The sequence below is a fragment of the Pelobacter seleniigenes DSM 18267 genome (assembly GCF_000711225.1).
In the GTDB taxonomy this organism is placed as follows: domain Bacteria; phylum Desulfobacterota; class Desulfuromonadia; order Desulfuromonadales; family Geopsychrobacteraceae; genus Seleniibacterium; species Seleniibacterium seleniigenes.
The window spans coordinates 795,962-820,283 of the sequence record NZ_JOMG01000002.1; the positions used below are offsets into that span (position 1 = coordinate 795,962).

Genomic DNA, 24,322 nt, shown 5'->3' on the forward strand with positions numbered 1-24,322 from the left:
AAGGAGAAAATTTAATGATCATGAGAAATTTCTGTTTGGCTTTTGTCTCTGTTTTTATTTTAGGTTCAGTCAATTTATTACATGCGCAATCATTAATTATTTCAGAATATTGTGAATATAATCACAATGCAAGTGAGCCACCGACATTCAATCATTATATCGAGCTTTACAACCCATCTAACAAAACCGTCGATATGACGCATTATCAATTGTGGAGAGCCAGAGACGGGGGCGGCTGGAACATCAACAACGGAGATGCTGTTAAGCCCCTTGATTTAACCGGGACACTGGCTCCGCAAGGAACTTATGTCATTACCCGTCCGCATAGCGATGAAAAACCGGTGATCATCAAAGGACAGATTTCCTGGAACTTCCTGAACATCAGCGGTAACGACGCCATCGGTCTTGCCCAAAAAAACGATTCGGGCGAATTCCTCCTGATTGATGTTATCGGCACTCCCGGCAAAGCTCCGAAAACGGCCTGGGCAGTAGCCGGGATCGCTAAAGCAACCAAAGACCATACACTGCTGCGTAAACCTTCCGTCTGTGAGCCGACCACCGATTGGGCCAAGTCAGCCGGGACGGATGCTGAAAACTCCCAGTGGATTGTAAAAGATGAGAACGACATCAGCGATGTATCGCAACATCACGCTGTTTGCGGCAAATAATTTATGAGGTGTGATCCATGACCGATAGTAACAACCAAAACGATCCATCGGCCGAGTCGCAGGGAACAGGTCACGATGGCAAGGGTTTCAGCCGGAAGCAGATGAAATTCCTGTTCACCTGTCTTTCGATCATTGTCCTTTCAAGTATCATGGCGTCTCTGATTCAAACCTCCTTCGGCAAAGTCAATGTCATGTCGATAAAAGTACCGACCCAAAACGGGCAATGGGTTGTCGCGGACCTCTTCAAGCCAAAGAGCGCGACAGCTGAGAACCCGGCGCCGCTCGTTGTGGTCGTGCCCGGATTCCAGCGTTCCAAAGAGGCGTTGTCCAATATTGCGATCGAACTCTCACGGCGTGGAATCGTCGTCATGTCGATCGATCCGTACGCGCAGGGAAGTTCCAGTTCCTCTCTCAGCCGTACATCGGCAACGACAGAAGGGTACGGCATGTTTGCGCTGGTCGATTATGCCTACGACACCCCGAACCTGAACTACATCGATAAAAACCGCATCGCCGCGACCGGACACTCAGCTGGCGGAAATGCCGCGATTCGCGGAGCAGCCTATTTCGGGAAGGAAGCCACGCAGACGGGGAAACTGAGCAAGCTGCAATCAGTTTTTGTATCCGGTTACGTGTTGACGCTTAAGGATTCCGTTCTCAAGCATGTCAGGGCCAATGTCGGCATCAGCTATGCCTACTATGATGAAGGTGCTTACCGGAATGAACAGGGAAACGGCGATATGCGCATTGCACCTGAATCGCTGCGCGCCGTGAACTCAGGGCTTAAACTGGCCGGCGAAGCTCCGGTCAAAGAAGTGGAACTGGGGCACTTTTACGGAAGGGCCGCTGATCGCAACCTGCGGGTGGTGTTCAACGAGAAAATCCTTCATCCGTTTCAACCCTATATCAATGAGGCGACAGCAAACCAGCTCGATTATTTCGAAAAAGTTTTCGATTGGAAAAGCCCGATCAAAAGCACCAATCAAGTGTGGGTATGGAAAGAGCTGCTGAGCATGGTATCCATGGTTGCGGCCATGGTGATGCTGATTCCACTGGCAGGCTTTATCCTTGCCAATGTCCCTTATTTTTCAAGCCTGATAAAAACGACTCCAGTGGCTCGCCCCTGGCCTCGTGGAAAAGGTCTCGTGATTTTCTGGGCCATACTCATTGTCAGTGCTTTAATCGCCTGCTTCTCCTACATTCCCATGGCGGAGCTCTCCAAAGTGCTGTTTCCAGATGCATCAAAACGCATCATGACCTGGTTCTTTCCGCAACGCATGAATAATGGTGTGATGCTGTGGGCCGTGCTTAACGGCACCATTGGATTTATCTTCTTCTTTCTTTCTTACTGGTTTATTGGAAGAAGGAACGAGGTCAAACCGGAAATGTGGGGTGTTGAGATCACATTGAGAGAACTTTGGAGAACATTCCTGTTAGCAATATGCGTGTTCCTCGGGTACTACATGGTTCTCTTTGCGATCTACTACTTCTTCCATGTGGATTACCGCTTCCTTTTCATGGGCGTCAGGCCGTTTCAGAAGGAACAAGTCATTCTACTTATGATGTATGCACCGTTTTTCTTCATATTCTTTCTCTCAAACTCATTAAGAGCAAACGGGTCGTTAAGGCTGGAAGGACAGAAGGAATGGTGGAGTATGCTGCTGGCAGGTATCGCCAACTCGCTTGGGCTCATGCTGATTGTCTTGGTTCAGTATGTGACTTTTGCCTTCACCGGGACGGTATATTGGACTGATGGTTGGCTCTATGTCAATTTGCTCTTCGGAGTGGTTCCAATGATGTTTGTTTTACCCTATTTTAACCGCTATTTCTTTAAGCTGACTGGCCGGATTTATCTTGGGCCGATGATCACTTGCCTCGTATTTATCATGGTGTTGCTGTCAAATACAGTGTGCTACCTCCCTCTTTAGTAGCAACAGCTTTTGGCATAGATTAATAAAAAAGCTTCCCCATGATGATCCAGAAGGGCCTGCTCGTAATTCGGAAGGAATAGGCTTGGTTGCCAACCGTCGTCATTAGATCAAGATTTTTCCTCTAATCGCGCTGCAAGGAATCCTCCTTGCAGCGCGAAATAAGCTTACGTAAAAGATTCCGGTCGATTGCCAGCCGTAACGACAGCCTGCCAACGGCAAACGGCCCTCCTCTTCCTCCCGAACAAGCTCCTATTGCTCATAGCGACAAAGCCGCCCGGATTTCCTCCTTGTTGAACAGATAACCGATCCGTTTGGCGAATTCCCTGGAAACGACCGACGAGTTCTTGGACCCGCCCATTTGCGCGCCGCCAATCTCTTCCTCAAATTTCATTGAGCTTTCGGCTAGCTCTGCGCCAGCCGGATTGAGAATTTTCAGGACCAGGGCACAGTGCACCGTTATGCTCATGAAAATATCTGATTTCCACTCGTTCACGTTAAGCAAAACGATCCTGCTTGCTGCTGAGCCTTGCGCCTTGGCAGACAAATCTTGCAGGGGCAAGGTTCCCGGCACCGTTTGCACCCGATAACCCACCTCACTCAAGGCCCTGGCAATCGCTATCGCCATGTCTTCCGCCAGGGGCTTTCCTGAGGAGGTCGTCACAGTGAAGGGATTTCCAAATCCACCTCGTTGAAGTCCCACGAAATTGGCTGGTTTGCTGCCATTTTGCACATAGGGTCTGAAATCCTGAACGGACAGAATAAGACCGGCATTCCGGGTGGCCTTGAGCGGCAAGGAGATGGAACTGGACCGGTAATCGTATTGATTGCCAACAGCGCAACCGGACAGCAATACGACGAACATGAGTCTTGAGAATAATCTCATGGCTATTGTCTCCTTGCTGAAGGTTATTGTGGCAGAGCTATTTTGTCCGCAAGCAAGTCCCTGAGGACTTCGTCGATCATCTCTTCCGGAGGTTTCCTGGCCAGCGACGTGCGATATGATTTTCCGGACGCAAACACGAAGTGCGACTTGGGATCGACGAATTCAATGTTGATTTCAAGCATGTAATTGGTCATATCCCACATCCACCGGTCATGGTAAGTCACAATGGCATCAACCGAATAGGGTGGAGTTTCCTCGCTCCCGGTTGAGGCCTGGAAACCGAAATCGTTCAATTTGTCCGCGATGATTTTCTCCAACCCCCTCTTGTCTGGCTCAAACTTCTGCACGTATATCGTTTTAATAGCTGAGAAATTTACATTTGGGTCGGTATCCGACTTCACGACGACCTTAGCACATCCCATCATGACAAAAATCGCCAGAACAAACAAAATACTTTTCCTGAAAGTCTTCATTTTTGCCTCCTCTCACCCGTTTTTTCCACCTGTCCCCAAATGAAAACAACATTGCCCGTTGAGACTTGAGCCACAACCAGCGGAGAAACCAAAATGACTTTACATTGAAAAAATGCCAGGAGTGGCAACTCGATTTTTTCCAAAAGGGAAAAACCTTTCCTAACGGAACCGTTTTCATGTCCTGCAATTTCAGATAACGGCTCCTGGAAAGATTCAAAAGCTTCAGGAGATGAGAGCGAGGAATGGGTCCTTAGATTTTATCACTGCCAGAGCGGTTTTCAATGAAGGGAAGCTGGCACAGCCCTATTGGTATTGCGTCAACAGGGTGCCGGCAGGAGATCTGGTGGAATAAGAAAGCGGCCCTTACCAAAATTCATAAGGGCCGCGCCGAAGAAAGTCACTCAAACTGCTGAGCTCAGAAAGATCCCACAAAACCGATTCGGATGGAATCGTCAGCCGTGGTGTGGCCACTGCGGTCTTCAACATCAAAGCGGGTATTCTGGTAACCGAGATAGACCTTGACCTTGGGCAGCACCATATAGGTCAACCGGGCCTCAGCTTCCAGAAGGCGTTCGGAATCTCGGAAGGAGAACACCTTCGGAGCATAAAAGAATCGGCCGGCCACTCCCAGGCCCTGGAGTTGGGGCAATAAGTAATCAGCCCGCACCCCGATCGCAAGGTTGGCAAAATCAACGTTGGAATGGGTGCTGCCCGCATAGGCTTTGGCACCGGCCCCCAGACTTAAACCGGGAACATTGCCCGGTTCACCGATGAAATCCAGACCAAAACTGCCCAGCCGGGTATCTTTGTCGTCGTTATACAGGAAACGGCCATTCATCAAAGAGGTTCCATATTCATCGGCGCTAATAGCCCGTTCGTAAATGAACTGAAAGCTTTGGTCATTAAAACCGATATCAGCCGTATCCGCGGCGGCGGTCATTGCTGAAAAGCAGAAAATCAGAATCAGGGAAAGACGTAAAAACATGTTGTAACCTCCGAAAATAAGTTGCCCATCTCCCGGTTTGAGAGATGTTATCCGTGCTGCGCTTCAGGCTTCGTCACAATTCTTTGGGCGGTGGTTGCTGAAGAAGAAGATCATGTGACACAAGATACCTGAGAAAATATGCCATACCCCATCTGCTGGCACAACGGCTATCGTCTGTAAACTCTGTTAAAGCTCTACCATATCTTTTCCAGATTGTGAACAGAGGATTTCTATGAACAGCAATCCCCCTAAAAATCAAAATATCCCCAGGTCATCAAGGCTTCGCCCGGTTTTTCGCCCGATCAATAAAAAAAGGGCGACTTCCCAGCCGCCCTTTTTTTATTGATCTCGGGTTTATATCATTTGAACATTTTTTTGACCGTCTCAATCATGGATTCAGCGGTAAAACCAAAGTGCTTCATCAACTCGCCGGCCGGTGCGCTGGCGCCGAAGCCACTCATCCCGATCACCTGCCCCTGACAGCCGACATAACGCTCCCAACCGAAACAGCTGCCGGCTTCCATGGCGACCCGCAGCCGACATGCTTGCGGCAGGACCTCCTCCCGGTAAGCGGCATCCTGTTGTTCAAACAGCTCCCAGCTCGGGAAGGAAACAACACGGACACCGAACCCATCTGCATCAAGAGTTTCCTTGGCAGCGAGGGCATGTTGCACCTCGGAACCGCTGGCCAGCAGAATGACCTGGAGTTCGCTCTGCTCTTTGGCCAAAATGTAGCCCCCTTTGTGCAACCCCTCTGCGGCCGCAAATTGTTCCCGGTCCACAGTCGGCAAGCCCTGCCGGGACAGTACCAGGACAGTGGGACCCTGGCGATTGCTGATGGCGCTGATCCAGGCTTCGCGCGTTTCATTAGCATCAGCCGGGCGGATCACCGTCACATTCGGCATGGCACGCAACGAAGCAAGGTGCTCAACCGGCTGGTGGGTAGGACCATCTTCACCGAGACCAATGGAGTCATGAGTCATGACATAGATCGGCGCCAATCCCATCAATGCCGCCAGGCGAATGGCCGGCCGCATGTAATCGGCAAAGACAAAGAAGGTGCCACCAAATGGGATCAGCCCCGGAGTATGGCACAGGCCGTTGAGGATCGACCCCATGGCATGCTCCCGAATCCCGAAATGGATGTTGCGGTCGCTCTGTCCGGGCAACCATGATCCTGCGGCCTTGATGTTGGTATTATTTGAAGGGGCCAAATCCGCCGAGCCGCCAATGAGCAAGGGCAGCTTCTCCGCCAGACCATTAATAACCGCACCACTGGCCTGACGGGTGGCTTTAGCGCCATCTGCGGCGGTAAAAACCGGCAGGGAACTCATCCAATCGGCCGGCAGGCGGCCCTTGCTGACTTCAGCCCAGGACGCCACCGCTGGCTGGGATTTTTTTTCAGCGAACAGTTCGTTCCAACGTTTTTCCAGTTCAGCACCCCGAGTCAGGCAGGTCTGCATATGCTTGGCGACATCAGCCGGCACCACAAAGGATTCCTGCGCATCGCGGCCATAGGCCTGCCTGGTCAGGGCAAGTTCCTCGGCTCCCAGCGGCGCACCGTGGGCTGCAGCGGTATCCTGTTTGTTGGGTGCGCCGATACCGATATGGGTCCGGGCGATAATCAGGGATGGCCGCGGGTCGTTTTTGGCCCGGGTCATGGCAGCATCAATCTCGGCCAGATTTTCACCTTCGACCCTCTCGACATGCCAGCCGTAGGCAAGATAGCGTGCTCCGACATCTTCGCTGAAGGCCAGCGCAGTCTCCCCTTCGATAGTGATCTTGTTATCCAGATAAAGATAATTGAGTCGACCGAGCTTAAGATGCCCGGCCAGAGATGCCGCCTCTGCCGAGACCCCTTCCATCAGATCGCCGTCAGAACAAATCACCCAGGTCCGGTAATCGAACAGCTCGGCATCGACATGCTCGGCCAGGAACTGCTGTCCCATAGCCATGCCGGCAGCAACGGCGACGCCCTGACCGAGAGGGCCGGTGGTGGTTTCGACTCCCGGAGTGTGGCCGAATTCAGGGTGGCCTGCGGTTTTACTGCCGAACTGACGGAATTGTTTGATATCGTCCAAGGACAGATCATAACCGGTCAGATGGAGCATGCTGTAAATCAGCGCCGAGGCATGCCCGCAGGACAATACGAACCGGTCCCTTCCGGCCCAATCCGGGTTGGCCGGATTATGACGCATATGACGCATATACAATAGATAAGCAATTGGGGCAGCCTCCATCGGCGTCCCGGGATGTCCTGACTTCGCCTTTTCCACCGCGTCGGCGGCTAGTAAACGAATGGTATCAATCGATTGACGAATAACAGGATCGGAAAAATTTTGTGGCGACATTGACAGCTCCTTAGGCATATTTTTGACGGCACATTGAAACAGGAATCCCGCTGATAAATCAAGGAAAAGTCGCAACACAAAAGATTAAAAGCGCTTGTGGGGAAAGATCCCGGCAGGCGGATAAAAAAAGAGCCGATTCCGGAGGGAGGTATTTCCGGCAATCGGCTCAAAACTGGAAAGGAGGTATGATGTTTCTGCTCAACATTTCGACTGCCACACCGATCTGTTGATGGTTGTGACTGTACCTCTCTCAGCCTAGGAAAAACACGTGTGAATTCGCATTTTCCAGTTGCCGGAGACACACTTATCGACTGTGCATTTGCACAGTGCGAGACTCACAACGAGTTCTCTGCGTAGCCGCAATGTTCAATCAAGGCTTTCAGCTTGTCCTGCCGATCGCCGTGCCAACGCTTCAGCAGCCGCTCCGCGAGGGTTTCCCCGCTGCTTACGATCGGCTCCAGCACGTCCAGAAACACAGCTTCGTCGGCCCCGCTTTCCCCGGCGGCAAACTGCTGCTGCAAACTGACGGCGGCGGCGGCCAACAATTCTTCTGCAACCTCCCCCAGGTTGCCATCCTTCACCCTGGTCTGCAGCCCTTCCTTCCAGGAGTGGCGATAAAGCCGGCTGAAGTCCTCCCCGGACAAATCGCCAAGCAGATGCTCAACCGTTGTCAGACCCTGTTCTGAATACAGCAGCCCTTTGTAAAATGCGGCCACCGCTGCGGTAAACGGCGGCGGCAGACTGTCTGCACTGCGAATTTCAACCTGAGGCCGCAATCTGACTTCCGGAAACAGGGTCGACAGGTGCAGTTCCCAGTCCGCCAGAGTCGCTTTTTCCCCGGCCCAACCGCTTTCCAGATATTGCCTGAAGGTCAGCCGATGACGGGTGAAATCGATATAACGCTGCTCGCGCTGGATAAAATACATCGGCACATCAAGAGCATATTCGACATAATCCGCAAACCCGGCTGACGAACTGAACAGAGCATCGATCAACCCGCAGCGATCAGGGTCGGTGCGGGACCAGATCTCACCGCGCAACGAAAGAAAACCGGTGGGCTCGCCGTCCAAAATAGGTGAGTTGGCAAACAGGGCATAACTGACCGGACTCAGCAGCTGCACCGCCCGCAGTTTGCGCATACAGTCGCGCTCGTCGGAAAAATCCAGGTTAACCTGGGTCCCGGCGGACTGTTTCATCATGCGCTGCCCCATATCCCCGGTTTGAAGCATATAGGGACCCATGATCCCGTAGCGCTGTTTGGGCAACCAGGGGATGTCTTCCAGACGCGTAAATGGCTGCACCCCACAGCCGAGAAATACCAGACCAAGTTCATGCCCCATGGTCAGGATATGCTGCCGGTAACGGTTAATATCCCGCCAGCTGCAGTGAATGTCGCAACAAAACTTCCCTGACAGCTCCAGTTGGCCGCCGGGCTCAAGGGTCACCGAAGAACGCTTGCCTTGCAGCCCCAGCAGGTATTCGCCTTCGTAGATCCCTTCCCAGCCGCCGATACCGTCCAGACGGGCCAGCAACTCCCGGATGCGCTGATAACCGGCAGCCTCGCCGCTGGTGCGGTCCAGAACCAGTTTTTCAGTCTCGATTCCGACCCCCCAGTCGGCTCTGGGGCGTGCCCCGCGCACCAGGTAGGCTGACAGCTGCTGATGATTTTCAATCGGCTGTGTTTTGTCGGACAACGTGAGGACGTGTGGATGTGGTGCTGTCATCGAATCTGACCCTTTCTAGCCATCATGGCTGACAGTTAAAAAAGAGAAGACCTGCCCCTTGCAAACATGGGTTATGCTGGAGTCGTTGAAACAACCGGCACAGAGCCATAACCAAGGAGACAGGTCATGACAAAGTCTATCACTTATGTTGGTTTCGATGTTCATAAAAACTCGATCGATGTCGCGTTAGCCGATGCTGGCCGCGAGAGTGAGATCCGCTATTACGGCACCATTAACGGAGATCTTGCCTCACTGGACAAGGTGATCCGTAAACTGGTCTCACGGGGAACCAGACCCTCCTTTGTTTACGAGGCCGGACCCTGTGGCTATGAAATCTATCGGCATCTGACACAGCAAGGATACGATTGCAAGGTGGTTGCCCCATCGCTGATTCCGCGAAAAAGCGGCGACCGCATCAAGAATGATCGCCGCGACGCTGAGATGCTGGCGCGGCTGCATCGTGCTGGAGAACTGACTCCGGTCTATGTCCCTTGTCTCGAAGATGAGGCGATGCGCGACTTGTGCAGAGCCCGCATCGACAGCAAAAGTGCTGAACGCAAAGCGCGCCAACAACTGGGGGCCTTTCTCCTGCGCAGCGGGTTCCGCTACAGCGGGAAAACACCCTGGAGCAAGGCTCACTGGAACTGGATCTCTTGCATCAAGATGCCGCATCCGGCCCAGCAGATCACCTTGCAGGAATATATTGATGCCGTACGTTCCTGCACAGAACGAGTTGAACGCATGACTGAACAGATTCGCCAACTTGCCGAGCCGTGGCGCATGAATCCTGTCGTCGAGGCGATTCAGGCCCTGCGAGGCGTCTCCCTGATTGTTGCGACAACAACGGTTGCCGAATTGGGAGACCTGACCCGCTTTGATCATCCTCGACAGCTCATGGCGTACCTGGGGTTGGTTCCCTCGGAACACTCCAGCGGCGAGACGGTCAAGCGTGGCGGGATCACCAAAACCGGGAACGGACATGCCCGGCGCATGCTGGTCGAAGCGGCTTGGTCGTATCGACTTCCGGCTCGGGTCAGTCGTCGGCTGCTTGAACGGCAGAGGCACCTACCGCAGGCTGTTTGGGAGATCGCCTGGAAAGCACAATTGAGGCTCTGCTCCCGCTATCGACTGCTGACCGCCAAGGGGAAACGCAGTCAGGTGGTCATTGCGGCCATCGCCCGTGAGTTATCAGCATTTATCTGGGCCATCGCCCAAACGGTGCCACGCCCGGCATAGCGAAGGAGTCAAGGAACAACGGAACCAGCTTCTGTCGCGAAAAAGCGCGGCCCCGGTAACGGAGAATCCTCGGGCCTGTTATGGGATCAGGCATTTGCCGAACTCCCGGCTCTAGCGAGAGGCAGCTCCACGACGTAGCCAAGACAGGCGGTAACCAACCCGCGAATATCAGCGTGATCTACCGTCGTAAAAAGCGGCCCCGTTTTTTCGTGACAGAGATTTAACCACAGTTTTCAAGGAGCAGTGCGTTTACTCTTGTAATTGTCAGCCATATCAGCAGGTTGTTGAAAAAGTCCGCCCGGGAACTTTTCAAACAGGGCTGGGTAAATTGCGCTTTTCCCAAACTCACCTTAGCAGTGATTTTGCTATTCTGTCAGCGGTTTTATGAACCCAGCCCGGGCTCAGCCGGCTGTTATCAAACAGCCGGCCGGAGCAAACCGGAACCCACTCTGAGGTTCAGGATTCCAGGTAAGCAGTGATCGTTTGGGCGATCGTTTTAAAAATTTGCGTAAAGACTTCTTCATCAGGCTCCAGCAAGGTAATTCTAAAGCCCCGTTCATCAGTACAGAAAGAGGACATCGGCACGACGCAAATACCGGTTGATGCCAGCAGGTAATACACGAAACGCTTATCCGTCTGTGTGCCCGGCTTATCAACCAGGCGCTCGACCAATTGCCGCACCTGCTCGTTTTCAATCGGCAAAGTCTGGTGATTGTTCAGCCGGTCAGGCTCAAAAACCACGCTCATGTAAAAAGAGCCGTTGGTTCGGTTCACCTTCAGTCCCGGAACTTCATGCAACAGATTATAAGCGATATTGGAACAGCGCTCATAGCGGTTCCGGCGCTGCTCAAGGTATTTTTCATATTCAGGATGAGCAAGAATAAGCGGAATTGCTTTTTGCGGCAAGGTGGTCGAACAGACCTCGACCATTTTCGAGTTGAGGATACTTTCGATATAGCGCTTAAAGACCTCATCCTTATCGGAATTGTAAACCTCGATCCAGCCGCAGCGGGCACCCGGCCAGGGAACTTCCTTGCTGATTCCTTTCATGGCGATGGCGGGCAGGTCGCCGACCAGATCGGAGATCGGCCTGGTCACTGTGCCGTTATAACAAAGGTTGTGATAGATTTCGTCACAGATCAAAAACAGATCATACTCTTTGCAGATGCTGATGATTTCTTTCAGAATCCGTTCCGGATAGACCGCCCCGGTCGGGTTATCCGGATTGATGATCAGCACCCCGGATATGGCCGGGTTGTATTTGACCGACTGTCGTAAATCATCCATGTCAGGGTACCACAGATTGCTGGGATCAAGTCGGTAGGTCACCGGTCGCTGTCCGGCATGGGCGCCTTCTGCGGAAGAATGGGTGGAATAGGTCGGTGACGGACCGATCACCCTGGCCTCTCGCTTGAGCAGTCCGTAAACCTTTTGAATGGCATCACCGAGGCCGTTAAAGAAAATGATGTCCTCAGCGGTAATTTGCGCATGGCCGCGCTTATTGGTCATATCGGCAAGGAACTGACGTGTTTCCAGCAACCCCTTGGTTGCACAATATCCGTAAGAACAGTCTTGCATCGCCAGTCCGGCAACGATTTCCTTGATCCAATCCGGAATATGTTCCCCTTTGGTGACCGGGTCACCAATATTTTCCATGTTGACCTGAATACCCAAGCGCTTGAGTTCTTCAGCAATACCGACAATGGCACGGATCTCGTAGGTCAACTCCCCGGCACCGATGTGAACAATATTATTACGCATACAATTTCTCCCCTGACAGCTCTTGGTCAATAGAAAAAGGCCATGGACTGATCTGTCCATGGCCTTTTTCAAGATTATGATAAACTTACGGCGTTACCCCAGCGGGCAATGGACAGTCTGTCGGCTTAATATTGCCGCCAGGATCGCTCGTGCTGCCGCTGCTGCTGTACGTGTCATCTGCCACTCTCCAAAAAAATGATTTTTGCCTGAGTATCACAGTGTGCTGGCCGTGTCAATGATTCTGTTTCACACGGCCCCGGAATTATTTTGGACCGGGTGACGGAGCCACCAACACCACCCCGCCCGCATGACTTTCCTGCCCCCCTGACAAGGAGACGATTTTGCCGCGGCCTTCCCGCTCCACCTCATCGATCCGATTAACCTGATGATAGGGGACCATAAATCGGTCCACCCCCTCAAATTCCTTTTTCAGACTCTCTTCGGCAGGATTATGCAGCAAACTGGAAGATTCCCCGAACAGCAACCCCTCGATCATCACAAAACCGTGCAGGTCGGCCTGTTCAACCTTGCGCGCGTAAAGTTCGTAGGCTTTCCCTTGACTGGTAAAAAAAATCCGGTAAATCGTTTTGTTACTCATTGCAGTATCTCTTTATCCACTGAACCGAGTACTTGTCTAACCGGTTCTTTTATAGCACTCCACAACGCCACTGTAAAACATCAAAGCAACAGCATCAGCAGGGTCAGGGTGACCAGACTGGCCAGGGTCGAGACAATCACGACCGAGGTGGCAAAATCGGGCACAATATTATTTTCCTTGGCAATAATAGCGACCAGAATGGCGCCGGGCATGGCCGCCTGCAGCACCCCGGCAGAGATCTCAAGCCGGCCAAGAGCAAACCAGGGGGCCAGCAAAAGTGCCAATGCCGGAACCAGCCCGAGGCGAAGCGTCGAACCGATCAACACATCCTTGCTCAGGTGAACCTTGCCCTGTTCCTGCAATTGCAGGCCGAGGGCAAACAACATAACCGGAATCATCCCCCCGGCCAGCAGACTGACCATTCGGCTTAGCATCAACGGAACCGGCCATTCACTTCCAGAGACAATCATCGCCGGCACCGTTGCCCAGACAGCAGGGGTTTTCAGAACCTTCCAGAGAGCACCCCAGCGCCCGCCATGGGCCCATCCGGCAGCTCCCACACAGAAGGCAAACCCCGCCGTTGAAATGGTCACGTAATAAATCGTCGCAAAGGGGAGTGCGGCATCCCCAAGATGAAACTGAATCGCCGCAAGACCGAAATTACCGACGTTGCCAAAGGCGGCAATCATGATAAAAGCAGCAATCATTTCCCTTGATCGGCCCAGATAGCGGCCCAGTCCTGCCGCAATAAGCACAGCCGCAAGATGAACCAGGAGGATGAAGGAGATCATCTTCAGGGCACTGGCCAAAGGAACCTCGGCGGTGCTGATGGCCTGAAATACATACGCCGGGACAAAGATGTAATAGGCAACCCGGGTCAGGGTGCGTGCTTCCAGCTGCAGCTTTTTTCCCAACAGTGCTCCCAGCAGGACAATGGCGAACACTGGCATGACCACATTGAGAAAAATCAGGAAAAATTCGAACATAACAGGCCTTTTCAGATAGCAGCAGGGTGCTGTTGCAGAGCTGACGGGCGAAGATATTGAAAAAGGCGAGTCCACAGTGTAGTTAAAAACAAAGAAGTTCTCCAGCCCCAATTCAACCGGCCGCAAAAGCAAAGAGCTCCCGGCACATGCAGCACCGGGAGCTCTTACTTGCTTCAGCTATCTAAAAAACAGTTTATTTATCTTCGCCAACTTTCATCTCTGCCAGATACTTGTACATATTGAAGTTATCGACAGTCAGTTTATTGGCTTTAGCCATCATGGAGTCCGACCTTTCCGGATTGATCTTCTTGAGAACCCGGTAACGGTTCTGTTTGGAAGCATAATCCTGGAAGGACATCGACGGATCCTTACTGTCAAACTGCAGCGGGTTTTTGCCCTCGGCAGCAAGACGCGGGTCAAAGCGGTACAGCTGCCAGTGACCAGATGCGACAGCTTCTTTACAGGTATCGACACCAGAGGTCATGTTGATACCGTGGGCAATACAGTGGGTGTAGGCAATGATCAAGGACGGGCCATCGTAAGCGTCAGCTTCGAGGAACGCCTTGACTGCTTGCGCCGGGTTAGCCAGCGAGACTTTAGCAACATAGATATTACCGTAAGTCATAGCGATCATGCCGAGATCTTTCTTCGGCATTGCTTTACCGCCAGCGGCAAACTGAGCCACTGCGCCGAGCGGGGTCGACTTGGATGCCTGTCCGCCGGTGTTGGAGTAAACTTCGGTATCCAGAACCAGAACATTGACGTTTTCGCCGGAAGCGAGAACATGGTCAAGGCCACCGTAACCGATGTCGTATGCCCAACCGTCACCACCATGAATCCAGACCGATTTGACCACCAGGTAGTCAAGATCAACCAACAACGGCTTAGCAGTTTCGTGGGTACATTTTTCCAGAATCTTGCGCAGTTTCTTGACTCGGGCGCGTTGTTCTTCGATAGCGTCCTGGGAATCCTGAGCAGCGTCCAGAATTTCGCGTTTCAGCTCTGCAGTCCCTTCACAGGCAGCACAACCGCATTCGATGTTGCGCTCCAGCATTTCGCGTGCGTACTCGGAAGTTTTGTCAACGGCCAGACGCATTCCGTAGCCGAACTCGGCATTGTCTTCGAACAGGGAGTTACTCCATGCCGGCCCAAGACCGTCTTTACGAGTGGTCCAGGGAGTGGTCGGCAGGTTACCGCCATAGATGGAAGAACACCCGGTTGCATTGGCGACCAGCATGCGGTCACCGAACAGCTGGGAACAAAGCTTGACAAACGGAGTCTCGCCACAGCCAGCACAAGCACCGGAGAACTCAAACATCGGCGGCAACAATTGGCTGCCTTTGAGCGTTGCACGATTGATCAGTGCCGGATCAGTATCAGGCAGACCAAGGAAGAATTTGAAGTTGGCGGCTTCGGCATCACGCAGCGGAGCCTGGAAGGTCATGTTGATGGCCTTCTTGGTTTCATCATCTTTACTCTTCACCGGACAGTTGTGAACACAGGCGCCACAACCGGTACAATCTTCCGGAGCGACCTGCAGGGTGAACAGTCTGCCGTCCATGTCCTTGCCTTTAGCAGCACAGGACTTGAAGGTTTCCGGTGCCCCGGCAAGTTCTTTTTCGTCATAGATCTTCATGCGGATCGAGGCATGCGGACATACCAGCGAACAAATCCCGCACTGGATACACAGATCTTTTTCCCAGACCGGGATATTGACGGCAATATTACGCTTCTCGATGCAGGAGGTCCCGGTCGGAAAGGTACCGTCAGCCGGTAGAGCGGACAGCGGCAGTTCATGACCGACACCGTCAATAATCGGGCCGAGAGACTTCTGAACAGTCTCAGAGAATGCACCCCATTTTCCGGTCTGCATTTCAATGGTGCTGTCGGCGGTTGCAGGAACGGCGACTTCGAAAACATTTTCAAGAGCCATATCAACGGCTTGCTTGTTCATGTTGACGACTTTCTCACCGGCCTTACTGTAGGATTTAACAATGGCGTCTTTGATTTTAGTGATCGCCACTTCCTCGGGAATGATACCCGAGATTTTGAAGAAGGCGGTCTGCATAACAACGTTGATGCGAGCGCCAAGGCCGATTTTTTCGCCAAGGTGAATACCGTCGATGACAAAAAACTTAAGCTTTTTGTCAATGATGGTCTGCTGAACCTGCTTCGGCAGATGTGTCCAAATTTCGTCTTTGCCGTACGGAGCATTGAGCAGGAAAGTTGCCCCTTCTTTGGCGTTTTTGAGCATGTCGTACTTCTCAAGGAAGGAGAAGTTATGGCAGGCGACAAAGTTAGCCTGGTCAATCAGGTAGGTGCTCTTGATCTCCTTCTGACCGAAACGCAGGTGAGAAGTGGTCATGCTGCCAGCTTTTTTAGAGTCGTAGACGAAGTACGCCTGGACCTTGTTGTCGGTGGCCGAACCGATAATTTTGATCGAGTTCTTGTTGGCGCCGACGGTACCGTCAGACCCCAGGCCGAAAAACATGGCGGAATAACCGTCAAAGGGGACTTTGAAGCTGGGATCGAAGGCAAGACTACTGCCCAATACATCATCATTGAAACCGACGATGAAATGATTTTTAGGTTTGTCTTTGGACAGGTTGTCGAGCACAGCCTTACACATACCGGCGTTGAACTCGAAAGAGCCGAGGCCGTAACGACCACCGACCACAGTCGGGTAACCGCCGAGATCGACATAGCCTTCGGCCATACCTTCGCCGAGAGCGGTACGAATAGCCTGATAGAGCGGCTCGCCGATGGAACCCGGCTCTTTGGTCCGGTCAAGAACACTGATTTTTTTGACACTCTTCGGCAGTGCTTTACAAAACTGCTCAGTCGGAAACGGCAGGAACAGGCGAATCTTGATCATGCCGACCTTTTCACCCTGGCTGACCAGATACTCGACGGTTTCTTCCATAGCTTCACAGCCGGAGCCCATCATCACGACAACACGCTCAGCATCGGGAGCACCGACATAATCGACCAGATTGTACTGACGGCCGACCAGCTTGGCGAATTTGTCCATCTGAGCTTGCATGGTTTCAGGAACAGTCGTGTAGTATTTGTTGACCGACTCGCGGGTATGGAAATAGACGTCCGGGTTCTGTGCGGTACCGCGCAGCTTCGGAGCATCCGGAGACAGGGCACGGCGGCGATGAGCGGCAACCAGCTCATCATTGATCATGTGGCGCATGTCGTCTTGAGTCAGTTCTTCGATTTTCTGAATTTCGTGAGAGGTACGGAAACCGTCGAAGAAATGCAGCACCGGAACCCGGGACTCAAGCGTTGCAGCCTGGGCAATCAGCGCAAAGTCCATGACTTCCTGCGGGTTGTTCGAGCAAAGCATGGTCCAACCGGTTGAACGGCAGGCCATGACGTCGGAATGATCGCCGAAAATCGACAGCGCTGAAGTGGCCAGCGCACGAGCGGAGACATGGAAAACCGTCGGAGTCAATTCCCCGGCAATTTTGAACATGTTCGGGATCATCAGCAACAGGCCCTGAGATGCGGTGAACGTAGTGGTCATGGCACCTGCTTGGAGAGCACCGTGAACGGCACCTGCCGCACCACCTTCAGACTGCAGCTCAACAACCTTGGGAACGGTTCCCCAGATGTTTTTTTGACCGACAGCACTCTTGGCGTCGGAAATCTCTCCCATAACCGATGACGGGGTAATGGGATAGATGGCAATAACCTCATTGGTCGCATGTGCTACATGCGCTGCTGCGGCATTACCGTCAATGTTGACCATCTTTCGAGACATGTACACCTCCTTATACGGTGAGTAAATAACGCTCTTGATCTTTAGTGAAGAAAGAACGCGTTTCGAAGACCTCGTTGATAAACAGGCGTCCGCAAAGCGATATCGCTTTCCGGACACCGGGTTATTGTTTTATGAACTATACGAATAAGCCTCAAAGTTCACGACGACCATCCACAGCCTGCTGAACAGTCCCTGAATCGATATATTCAAGATCGCTTCCGGTTGGAATTCCATGGGCCAGGCGCGAAACGCGCAGCCCTTTCTCTTTGAGAATTTTTGCCAGGTATAACGCTGTCGCCTCACCTTCTACGGTGAAATTGGTCGCCAAGATGACTTCATCCACCTGGCCCTGCTCCAGTCGTTGCAGCAATTGAGGTATTTTCAAATCGTCCGGCCCTATTCCATCCAGCGGAGAGAGCGCACCGTGCAGGACATGATATAAACCTAGGAAAGAGCGACTTCGCTCTATCGCAAGCAGATCTTGCGGTTCTTCAACAATACAAAGCTTCTGTGCTTCACGCCCGTCATTGGAACAGATCTCACACAGTTCCTGTTCAGAGATATGAAAACACTGCTGACAGAAACGTACTTTGCTTTTCATTTCCAGCAATGCCGAAGCCAATGCCTCGACATCCTGCCGGGGCGCCCGCAGCAAATGAAACGCCAAGCGGGCTGCTGTCTTGTTGCCAACCCCTGGAAGCTTGCTTAATTCAGCCTCCAAGCGGGCAAAAGACGGAAGCGAGCCTAACATGAAATCTCTCCTAAATCCAATAGTTTGAGCAGTCGGAAAGTTTTTTTCAGGGACGCTAAAACTTATGCAAATTTACCGTAGGCAGGGTGGACCATTGGTCTGACCAAAAAAAACCCTACCACTGCCTGCCATAGATTTCAATCTTTTTTTCAATCGCTTCCCGGCATCATCTCACTGTTCCCGAAACTGCGGGATCCTCGCAGAACACAAAAATGTCAGCGAGGATCCCGAATTCCAGACCAGAAGCAAAGGAACGGTCTCCCAGGCTATTTGCCGACAGACGGCTAAAACAGCCCTGGTAGATTCATTCCCCCGGTGACCTTGCCCATTTCTTCCTGAATCATCTCCTGGCTTTTCTTGATCGCTTCATTAACCGCCGCCAGCACCAGATCTTGCAGCATTTCGACATCCTCGGGGTCGACAACATCCTTTTCGATCTTCAATTCAAGCAATTGCTGCTTGCCGTTGACGCGGGCAGTGACCATCCCCCCGCCTGCGGTCGCCTCGACCTCTTTGGTTTCGAGTTCCTGCTGAACCCGAGCGATACGCGCCTGCATCTGCTGCGCCTGCTTCATGATATTGCCAAGACCTTTTGCCATCCTGCTATCCTCCGTGTCGGTTATATTTGTTCAATTTAAAGGTAACGAATCCTTCAACCCCGCCTGTACCGACGAAGCGAAAACCACCTCGCACAGTATCGCCTGTATTCACTAAAACCCAGCTGCCGCAGGGTCACGTCCCGCAACCCAATCCCCTGCGCAAAACACTTTTTGCAATGCTCTCAGACATAGCCTTTATCAATTGGTTTAACCGTCTCTATCTGCCCCTCAAAGATGTCCAGTGCCGCCTTGATCAGGGGGTGCTCAACGGCATTTTCACGCAATTTTTTCTGCCGATCACTCTCCTGCCGAGCCCGCTCCTGATGCAATGACAGTGGTGCTTTTTCGCCGTTGGCGACCTTTTCCACATCGACCGTAACGGCAGCGCCAAAATACTCACTGGCCATCTTGTCGAGCTGCTGGCGCATCTCACTATCGGCAAGGACATAGAACCGCTCCGGCATACCGATTTTAAGGTGTGGCACCGCCAGGTTCAAAACACTGGACTGTTCCAGCAACGCAGAAATCCTCGGTCGTCGCTGTTGCTTCACAAATTCGACCAGCCCTGCCCAGCTTTTTTCATGTCCGGTTTCTTCCGCAGGCAGGGCCTCAGGCTTTTTTCCTGCAGACTCCTGTGGGGGTGGAGTATCCGGTTCCGGTGGAGCCGGCCGCTGCGGCGGGGACGCAGCCCTGGCGCCACCGGACTCGTGAGCAAGACGCTTTTCCAGGCTTTCCAGGCGCCCGATCAAAGTCGCGACATCAATACCGGCCGGCAAGGTGGCCAACCGCACCAGCACCATCTCCATGGTCAGGCGAGGATAATTGGAGGTGGCCAAATCGGCTTCCGCCCGAATCAAAATGGCCAGAATCCGTTGGAGATCCTCCAGGCCGATATCCGCCACCAGAGAACGCAGCTCCTGCAATTCGGAAGCACTGTAATCAACCAGATCTTCGGGCGCGGGGACAACCTTGATAATGACCAGCGTACGTACCAGTTCAACCAGCTGCTGATTGAACTGCCGAAATGAATGGCCATGCTCATCGATCTTCTGGATCAGCGCCAATGCCTGGCGGGGATCACGATCAAAAATCGCCTCAACCGCAGCCAGGAGCAGCCGACGACTGACCAGTCCGAGCAGCCCCTGCAATTCATCATCCTCGACCTTGTCTCCACAGAAAGCGATCACCTGATCCAGGGTCGACAGTGCATCACGCATACTGCCACCGCCATTCCTGGCGATAATCGCCAACCCGGCATCGGACACCTCAAGGCCTTCCTCGGTCACGATAAAACGCAACCGCTCAACCAGAGGTTCCATGGCGATTTTTTTAAAGTCAAAGCGTTGACAACGAGACAGGATCGTAATCGGGATTTTGTGCGGCTCAGTCGTGGCAAAAATGAATTTGGCGTGTTCCGGAGGCTCTTCAAGAGTCTTCAACAGGGCATTGAAGGCGTTAATTGAGAGCATATGAACTTCATCAATGATGAAAATCTTATAGCGCGACTGGGAGGGCAGATAGCGGATATTTTCACGCAAATCCCGGATATCATCGACACCGGTATTGGAGGCACCGTCAATCTCCAGAACGTCAATACCCTGGCTTCCGGTAATATCGACACAGGACGGGCAGACCCCGCAGGGCTCGGTCGTCGGTCCCTGCTGACAGTTCAGGGCCTTGGCAAAGATTCGCGCGGCCGAGGTTTTGCCAACTCCGCGGGCACCGGTGAAAAGAAAGGCATGGTGAACCCGATCCGCGGTAATAGCGTTCTTCAGGGTTTGACTGACATGTTCCTGGCCGACAAGGTCATCAAATTGTTGTGGCCGCCACTTACGTGCCAGAACCAGATAGGACATGACTCTCCTTAAACCCTTGCAGATACAGTAACAATGAATCCAAATGAAATCATTCGGCGAATTTGCAGCTCATTGACTGCACAGCACAAATTTAATGTGCAGATCGAACTTCGCCAGAGACCGCCAGCCGCCCGAAGGTGGAACTCTTACCCGGCCTGCAGTGAAAGTGATAATAAAAGCATGAATCGGAGATTGGGACAAGCAGGATTCAACGGAACGCGGCCACACGCTTGACAAAAAAATTGCCGGCACAAGTGACAGCCAGGCACCCCCGCGGCACACGTCCAAAACCGCTACCGCTGCTCCCTTCCGGGCCTGACGGGGTTTACGGTCGTCCGTTGCGCGGGACCCGGCTGTCACTTCTACCGGCAACTTTCAATCCCACAAGCAATCCACGCATAAAGCATGATTGCTTTTGCCTTTTCACCAGCAACCTGTAATGACTGGCCCAGAGTTGCTCGGGAAAAGGGATGGTCGTTACGAAGGAGTGGAAAATCGAGGGCAGATTTGCGAAAGATTGAGGTGCCTAGCCGGAGGCTAAGTGCCGAAAAGCTATCGGAAATATGAACCGATTTGCCACTTCTGCAGTAGACCAGCACTTTTTCTGATCAACTCAATTAAATTCTGGCGGAGAGGGGGGATTCGTCCACTTCGTCATCGGCATCACGCCGTTGACTGCGTCGACTCCCCTGCACTCGCTGACGCGGACATCCTGTCCGCTATTCTGACATTCAGTCAGCGCTCGCTCCGCTTCGAATCCCCCACAGGGAATCCGGTTTTAATAAATTCTGGCGGAGAGGGGGGGATTCGAACCCCCGGTAGCGTTAACTACACCCGCTTTCCAGGCGAGCACCATCGGCCTCTCGGTCACCTCTCCGCGAGTTGCAGACATTACACTAACCGGATTGGGGCTGTAAAGATTTTTTTACTCTCCCTGCCCGGTTTCATAACGCCCGTTCAAACGATATAGGAAAGCCAGAATTTCGGCAATAACCTGAAATAGTTCAGGGGGGATACTTTGTCCCACCGGAATCCGGCCCAGAATTTCCATCATATCCGGATCTTCGACAATATCGACGCCGGCGGCCCTGGCCGCAGCCAGAATCTGTTCCGCCAAGTCTCCCCGCCCGGCAGCTGTCACCTGCGGAACCTTGCCGGAGTCCCGATCATAATGCAAGGCCACCGCCTGCAGACGGCTCTTATCTTTACGATTCATCAGATCCTCGCATCCAGCAGGCTCTTGTATCCGGGCAAGACCCGCTGTTGCAACTGCGCTGCCGGATGTCTGGCGTCTGCACTGAAACTGAGCGCGCGCAAAGGAGTAAAGGCTAAGGCCTGTTCCAGATCCCCGCTGAATTTCTGTAAAAAGTTCATCTTTTCCTGATTCTCACCAGCCAGGCGTAACCGCAAGCCCTGCCGGTCATAAAGCAGATCAACGCGTAAATTCCCCAAAGCGGACAACCGCAGCGACAGCGAGACCTGCAGGGACGTTTCATTATCGGTCCGTCCCTCTTCGTGGTGATCCTGATTTTTTGCCAGCAGATAGCCCTCTTCAAGCTCGTGAAACGGCAACGGCAAAAACATCAACTGCTGCTCTGCCAAACGGCCACGACAGAGTTGCAAAACTTCAATGCGGTGCAACGGCTCCTCTACATTCCGATCCGGAAGACTGCGGATTTTCAGCAGAGTCTCGTGCAAATGCTTCAGGATATCAGGATCCTGCAAACGAAAAGAATTTTTCTCAAAAGCCAGGCCGAACAGCAAAGAGAAGACTCCTAGCTGCTCAATAATCGGCGCGACAGCCCGCGACGAAGAAGCCTGCGCTAAGGTTTGCACCAGACTGTCAAGAACCGGCAAACTCGCAAACATATCCGGCTGCAGGTGTTTCAAGCGAGCAACCGCCCCTTCCAATCGTCCCAAAAGGTCGGGAGGAACAGCCGTCCCCGGCTCAAGCCGCTTTAGCTGTCCCAGCAAGGCTTCAATTTCGGGAGGACCGGCCGCCGGAACAACGCTGCCGGAACTGGTGCTGAGTGGAGCGGCCTGGACCGCTACGGGCGGAGAGGGCGCAGGAAGCTCGCCCCGGATTGAGGTAAATCCACTCGGCAGCAACGGTGCGGCCGGAATAGACCCTGTCGGCCTGAGCGGAATCTGCAATTCTGGTAAGGGGCGCTGCTCAGGAAGGTGAGGCCTGACCTCGGTTGCGGGCTGCTGAACGGCTGCAGAGCGGTAAGCGCGTGGCAGGCCTTGGGCCAATCTGGCGGGCATAGAGCCGGATTTTGCAGCAACCTGAACCGCGTCGTCCCGATTTGCTGGAGGAGTCTGCAAAAAATCCTGGGAAAAAACTTTCGGCTCGACCGCCTTGCTCAATGTCGTCGCGAAACGCTGTAAATCTGTTGCCAGCTGAGGGGTGATGGAGGGGCTCTCCTGCAGCCTGAGGACCACCGCAAGCAACTGCCGGGAGAAAGCCGGGGGAATCTCAAGGGATTGAAATTCCTGTCGCAACTGGGTTAAAAGAGTTCGAGTCCGGGTGTGCCAGCCGGCCCCGGCCGGCTCCGACTTGTCCAATGCCCCGAGCTGATCCCGGAAGGCGTTGAGCAATTGCAGAATATGCCGGAAAGCGCCGGGATCTTCGTCCTGGCGAAAGGCCTCCGGCAGGCCAGCTTGTGCCAGTTCCGGCAGCTCTGCCGGCTGAGAGAAAGCGGGAGATTCCCCCCTCACTCCGAAGCTGCGCAAAAAAACCGCCACCTTGTCCCACAAGGCAGAAGGCAATTCATTTTCCAGGCTGGTGACGTTTTGCAAATGAGCAAAAAGCGTAACCAACGCTTTGACCTGCGGAGTTTGCTCCGGGGACTCGTCAAGAACGTTCGCCAGCTGAGTCCAGTCATACGACCGCGTCAACAGCGGCAGCAATCGCTCCAGGCTGCTGTCAGCGGCACCATCGACAACCTTAAACTCCAGCTGCGGCTGTGTCTGGAGAACCTGCAAGAGTAACTTCTGGCCGGGCTGCAGTTCCTGTTCACCCCGGGCAAGATAACGCTGATCAAGAATTTCCAGAACGGCATCCTGCCCCTTTTCAACGACGACAGCCTGAACAAACTGGGCAATCTGAAAGGTCTGCGGGCGAATTTCAGCAACCCTGCCGGAAACCTCGGTTCCGCGCACAAAAAGATTCGCCGGTAATTTTTTACTGTCTACAACTGTCATCTGTCCCTATCGGTCGTTGCCAAGCAAGACTTTATCCTTAACAAGATAGGGGAAAGGCCCTATCAGGGCTGCTCCAACGAACAGCAACTAAATAGTTTTCATCCGGAAACGGCCTTTTTCCGCCGTGGCGGTGTCAATCTGCGGGCTTATTTGTGTGGCGTAAAGAACTACGCCTCCGCATAAGCCCTTGATTTCCTTGCCACAACGAAAAATTGCTCGTTTCCAATCTGAAAACTTATGCGTTGGCATCCGGCGTTTCCGGATGCCAACTAAATGCACTTTCTTCAACGAACTCGGCGTCTTCCATCCTTTCCTGTCAATATTTCGACACTACAAAATCAAACTTCTCCTAAAACTTACAAGTCTGTCAAAAAAACTTTCCCACCCCGACCCCATTGCCGCTGGCACAAGCCCCGAACAAATAGGTCCCAGCCCGAGCCGAGCCACCTTGGGGAAGATTCTCAAAAAATTCATCATTCCCATTAAAATCAACAGGATAAGAAACAACCTCAAGTCACTTCCGCTTCCTCGCCCTGGCAGAGACAGG

General features: G+C 52.9%; 17 protein-coding genes, 1 tRNA gene and 1 other RNA gene. 3 read left to right on the forward strand and 16 right to left on the reverse strand.

Annotation, left to right across the window (positions count from 1 at the left end; genetic code table 11):
* The first annotated feature begins 14 nt into the window (after positions 1 to 14).
* Together N909_RS0106310 and N909_RS0106315 are read left to right on the forward strand one after the other, a co-directional pair.
* Positions 15 to 668 carry a lamin tail domain-containing protein gene (locus tag N909_RS0106310; protein ID WP_029913073.1) on the forward strand — a complete coding sequence of 218 codons (654 nt, stop codon included), beginning with the start codon at positions 15 to 17 and terminating at the stop codon, positions 666 to 668.
* A gap of 17 nt (positions 669 to 685) precedes the next feature.
* On the forward strand, positions 686 to 2,596 hold the full coding sequence (locus tag N909_RS0106315; protein ID WP_211253928.1) for an alpha/beta hydrolase family protein: 1,911 nt from the start codon (positions 686 to 688) through the stop codon (positions 2,594 to 2,596).
* Between the two features lie 259 nt (positions 2,597 to 2,855).
* Here the strand turns inward: N909_RS0106315 and N909_RS24485 are convergent, their stop codons facing one another.
* The 5 genes from N909_RS24485 to N909_RS0106340 all read right to left on the reverse strand — a co-directional run bounded on the left by N909_RS24485 (position 2,856) and on the right by N909_RS0106340 (position 9,015).
* Positions 2,856 to 3,482, reverse strand: a complete 627-nt coding sequence (locus N909_RS24485) for a hypothetical protein (RefSeq protein WP_029913076.1) — start codon at positions 3,480 to 3,482, stop codon at positions 2,856 to 2,858.
* A gap of 23 nt (positions 3,483 to 3,505) precedes the next feature.
* Positions 3,506 to 3,955, reverse strand: coding sequence for a hypothetical protein (locus tag N909_RS0106325; protein WP_029913078.1), 450 nt, complete (start codon positions 3,953 to 3,955; stop codon positions 3,506 to 3,508).
* Positions 3,956 to 4,370: 415 nt separating this feature from the next.
* On the reverse strand, positions 4,371 to 4,940 hold the full coding sequence (locus N909_RS0106330) for a YfaZ family outer membrane protein (RefSeq protein ID WP_029913080.1): 570 nt from the start codon (positions 4,938 to 4,940) through the stop codon (positions 4,371 to 4,373).
* A 359-nt stretch (positions 4,941 to 5,299) separates the two neighbouring features.
* Entirely contained in the window at positions 5,300 to 7,291 is a 1,992-nt protein-coding gene (tkt, locus tag N909_RS0106335; protein WP_036682954.1) for a transketolase, read from the reverse strand.
* Positions 7,292 to 7,626: 335 nt separating this feature from the next.
* Positions 7,627 to 9,015, reverse strand: a complete 1,389-nt coding sequence (locus N909_RS0106340; protein ID WP_029913082.1) for a glutamate--cysteine ligase — start codon at positions 9,013 to 9,015, stop codon at positions 7,627 to 7,629.
* 126 nt (positions 9,016 to 9,141) lie between these two features.
* Between N909_RS0106340 and N909_RS0106345 the strand changes: the two genes are divergently transcribed.
* A complete protein-coding gene (locus N909_RS0106345) occupies positions 9,142 to 10,251 on the forward strand; it encodes an IS110 family RNA-guided transposase (protein WP_029913085.1) in 1,110 nt (369 codons plus the stop codon).
* Positions 10,252 to 10,707: 456 nt separating this feature from the next.
* Here the strand turns inward: N909_RS0106345 and N909_RS0106350 are convergent, their stop codons facing one another.
* From N909_RS0106350 to N909_RS0106395, 11 genes are all read right to left on the reverse strand, one after another.
* Positions 10,708 to 12,012, reverse strand: a complete 1,305-nt coding sequence (locus tag N909_RS0106350; RefSeq protein WP_029913086.1) for a pyridoxal phosphate-dependent aminotransferase — start codon at positions 12,010 to 12,012, stop codon at positions 10,708 to 10,710.
* 262 nt (positions 12,013 to 12,274) lie between these two features.
* Entirely contained in the window at positions 12,275 to 12,610 is a 336-nt protein-coding gene (locus N909_RS0106355; RefSeq protein ID WP_051689574.1) for a DUF1820 family protein, read from the reverse strand.
* Between the two features lie 80 nt (positions 12,611 to 12,690).
* Positions 12,691 to 13,596: an AEC family transporter gene (locus N909_RS0106360; RefSeq protein WP_029913091.1), complete on the reverse strand. Its 906-nt coding sequence runs from the start codon at positions 13,594 to 13,596 to the stop codon at positions 12,691 to 12,693.
* A 193-nt stretch (positions 13,597 to 13,789) separates the two neighbouring features.
* Positions 13,790 to 17,365: a pyruvate:ferredoxin (flavodoxin) oxidoreductase gene (gene nifJ, locus N909_RS0106365; protein WP_029913092.1), complete on the reverse strand. Its 3,576-nt coding sequence runs from the start codon at positions 17,363 to 17,365 to the stop codon at positions 13,790 to 13,792.
* A 151-nt stretch (positions 17,366 to 17,516) separates the two neighbouring features.
* Complete coding sequence (gene recR, locus N909_RS0106370; protein WP_029913095.1) at positions 17,517 to 18,116, reverse strand: recombination mediator RecR; 600 nt, start codon at positions 18,114 to 18,116, stop codon at positions 17,517 to 17,519.
* 284 nt (positions 18,117 to 18,400) lie between these two features.
* Positions 18,401 to 18,715, reverse strand: coding sequence for a YbaB/EbfC family nucleoid-associated protein (locus tag N909_RS0106375; RefSeq protein WP_029913099.1), 315 nt, complete (start codon positions 18,713 to 18,715; stop codon positions 18,401 to 18,403).
* Positions 18,716 to 18,897: 182 nt separating this feature from the next.
* The gene (dnaX, locus tag N909_RS0106380; RefSeq protein ID WP_029913101.1) at positions 18,898 to 20,571 is read right to left on the reverse strand and encodes a DNA polymerase III subunit gamma/tau; all 1,674 of its coding nucleotides are present in this window, start codon (positions 20,569 to 20,571) and stop codon (positions 18,898 to 18,900) included.
* Between the two features lie 256 nt (positions 20,572 to 20,827).
* Positions 20,828 to 20,926: signal recognition particle sRNA small type (ffs, locus tag N909_RS25035), an RNA gene on the reverse strand.
* Between the two features lie 434 nt (positions 20,927 to 21,360).
* A tRNA-Ser gene (locus N909_RS0106385) sits at positions 21,361 to 21,448 on the reverse strand.
* Between the two features lie 48 nt (positions 21,449 to 21,496).
* On the reverse strand, positions 21,497 to 21,787 hold the full coding sequence (locus tag N909_RS0106390) for an EscU/YscU/HrcU family type III secretion system export apparatus switch protein (RefSeq protein WP_029913105.1): 291 nt from the start codon (positions 21,785 to 21,787) through the stop codon (positions 21,497 to 21,499).
* Positions 21,787 to 23,775, reverse strand: coding sequence for a hypothetical protein (locus tag N909_RS0106395; RefSeq protein ID WP_029913107.1), 1,989 nt, complete (start codon positions 23,773 to 23,775; stop codon positions 21,787 to 21,789). The genes N909_RS0106390 and N909_RS0106395 overlap by 1 nt, the downstream gene beginning before the upstream one ends.
* Between the last annotated feature and the right edge of the window lie 547 nt (positions 23,776 to 24,322).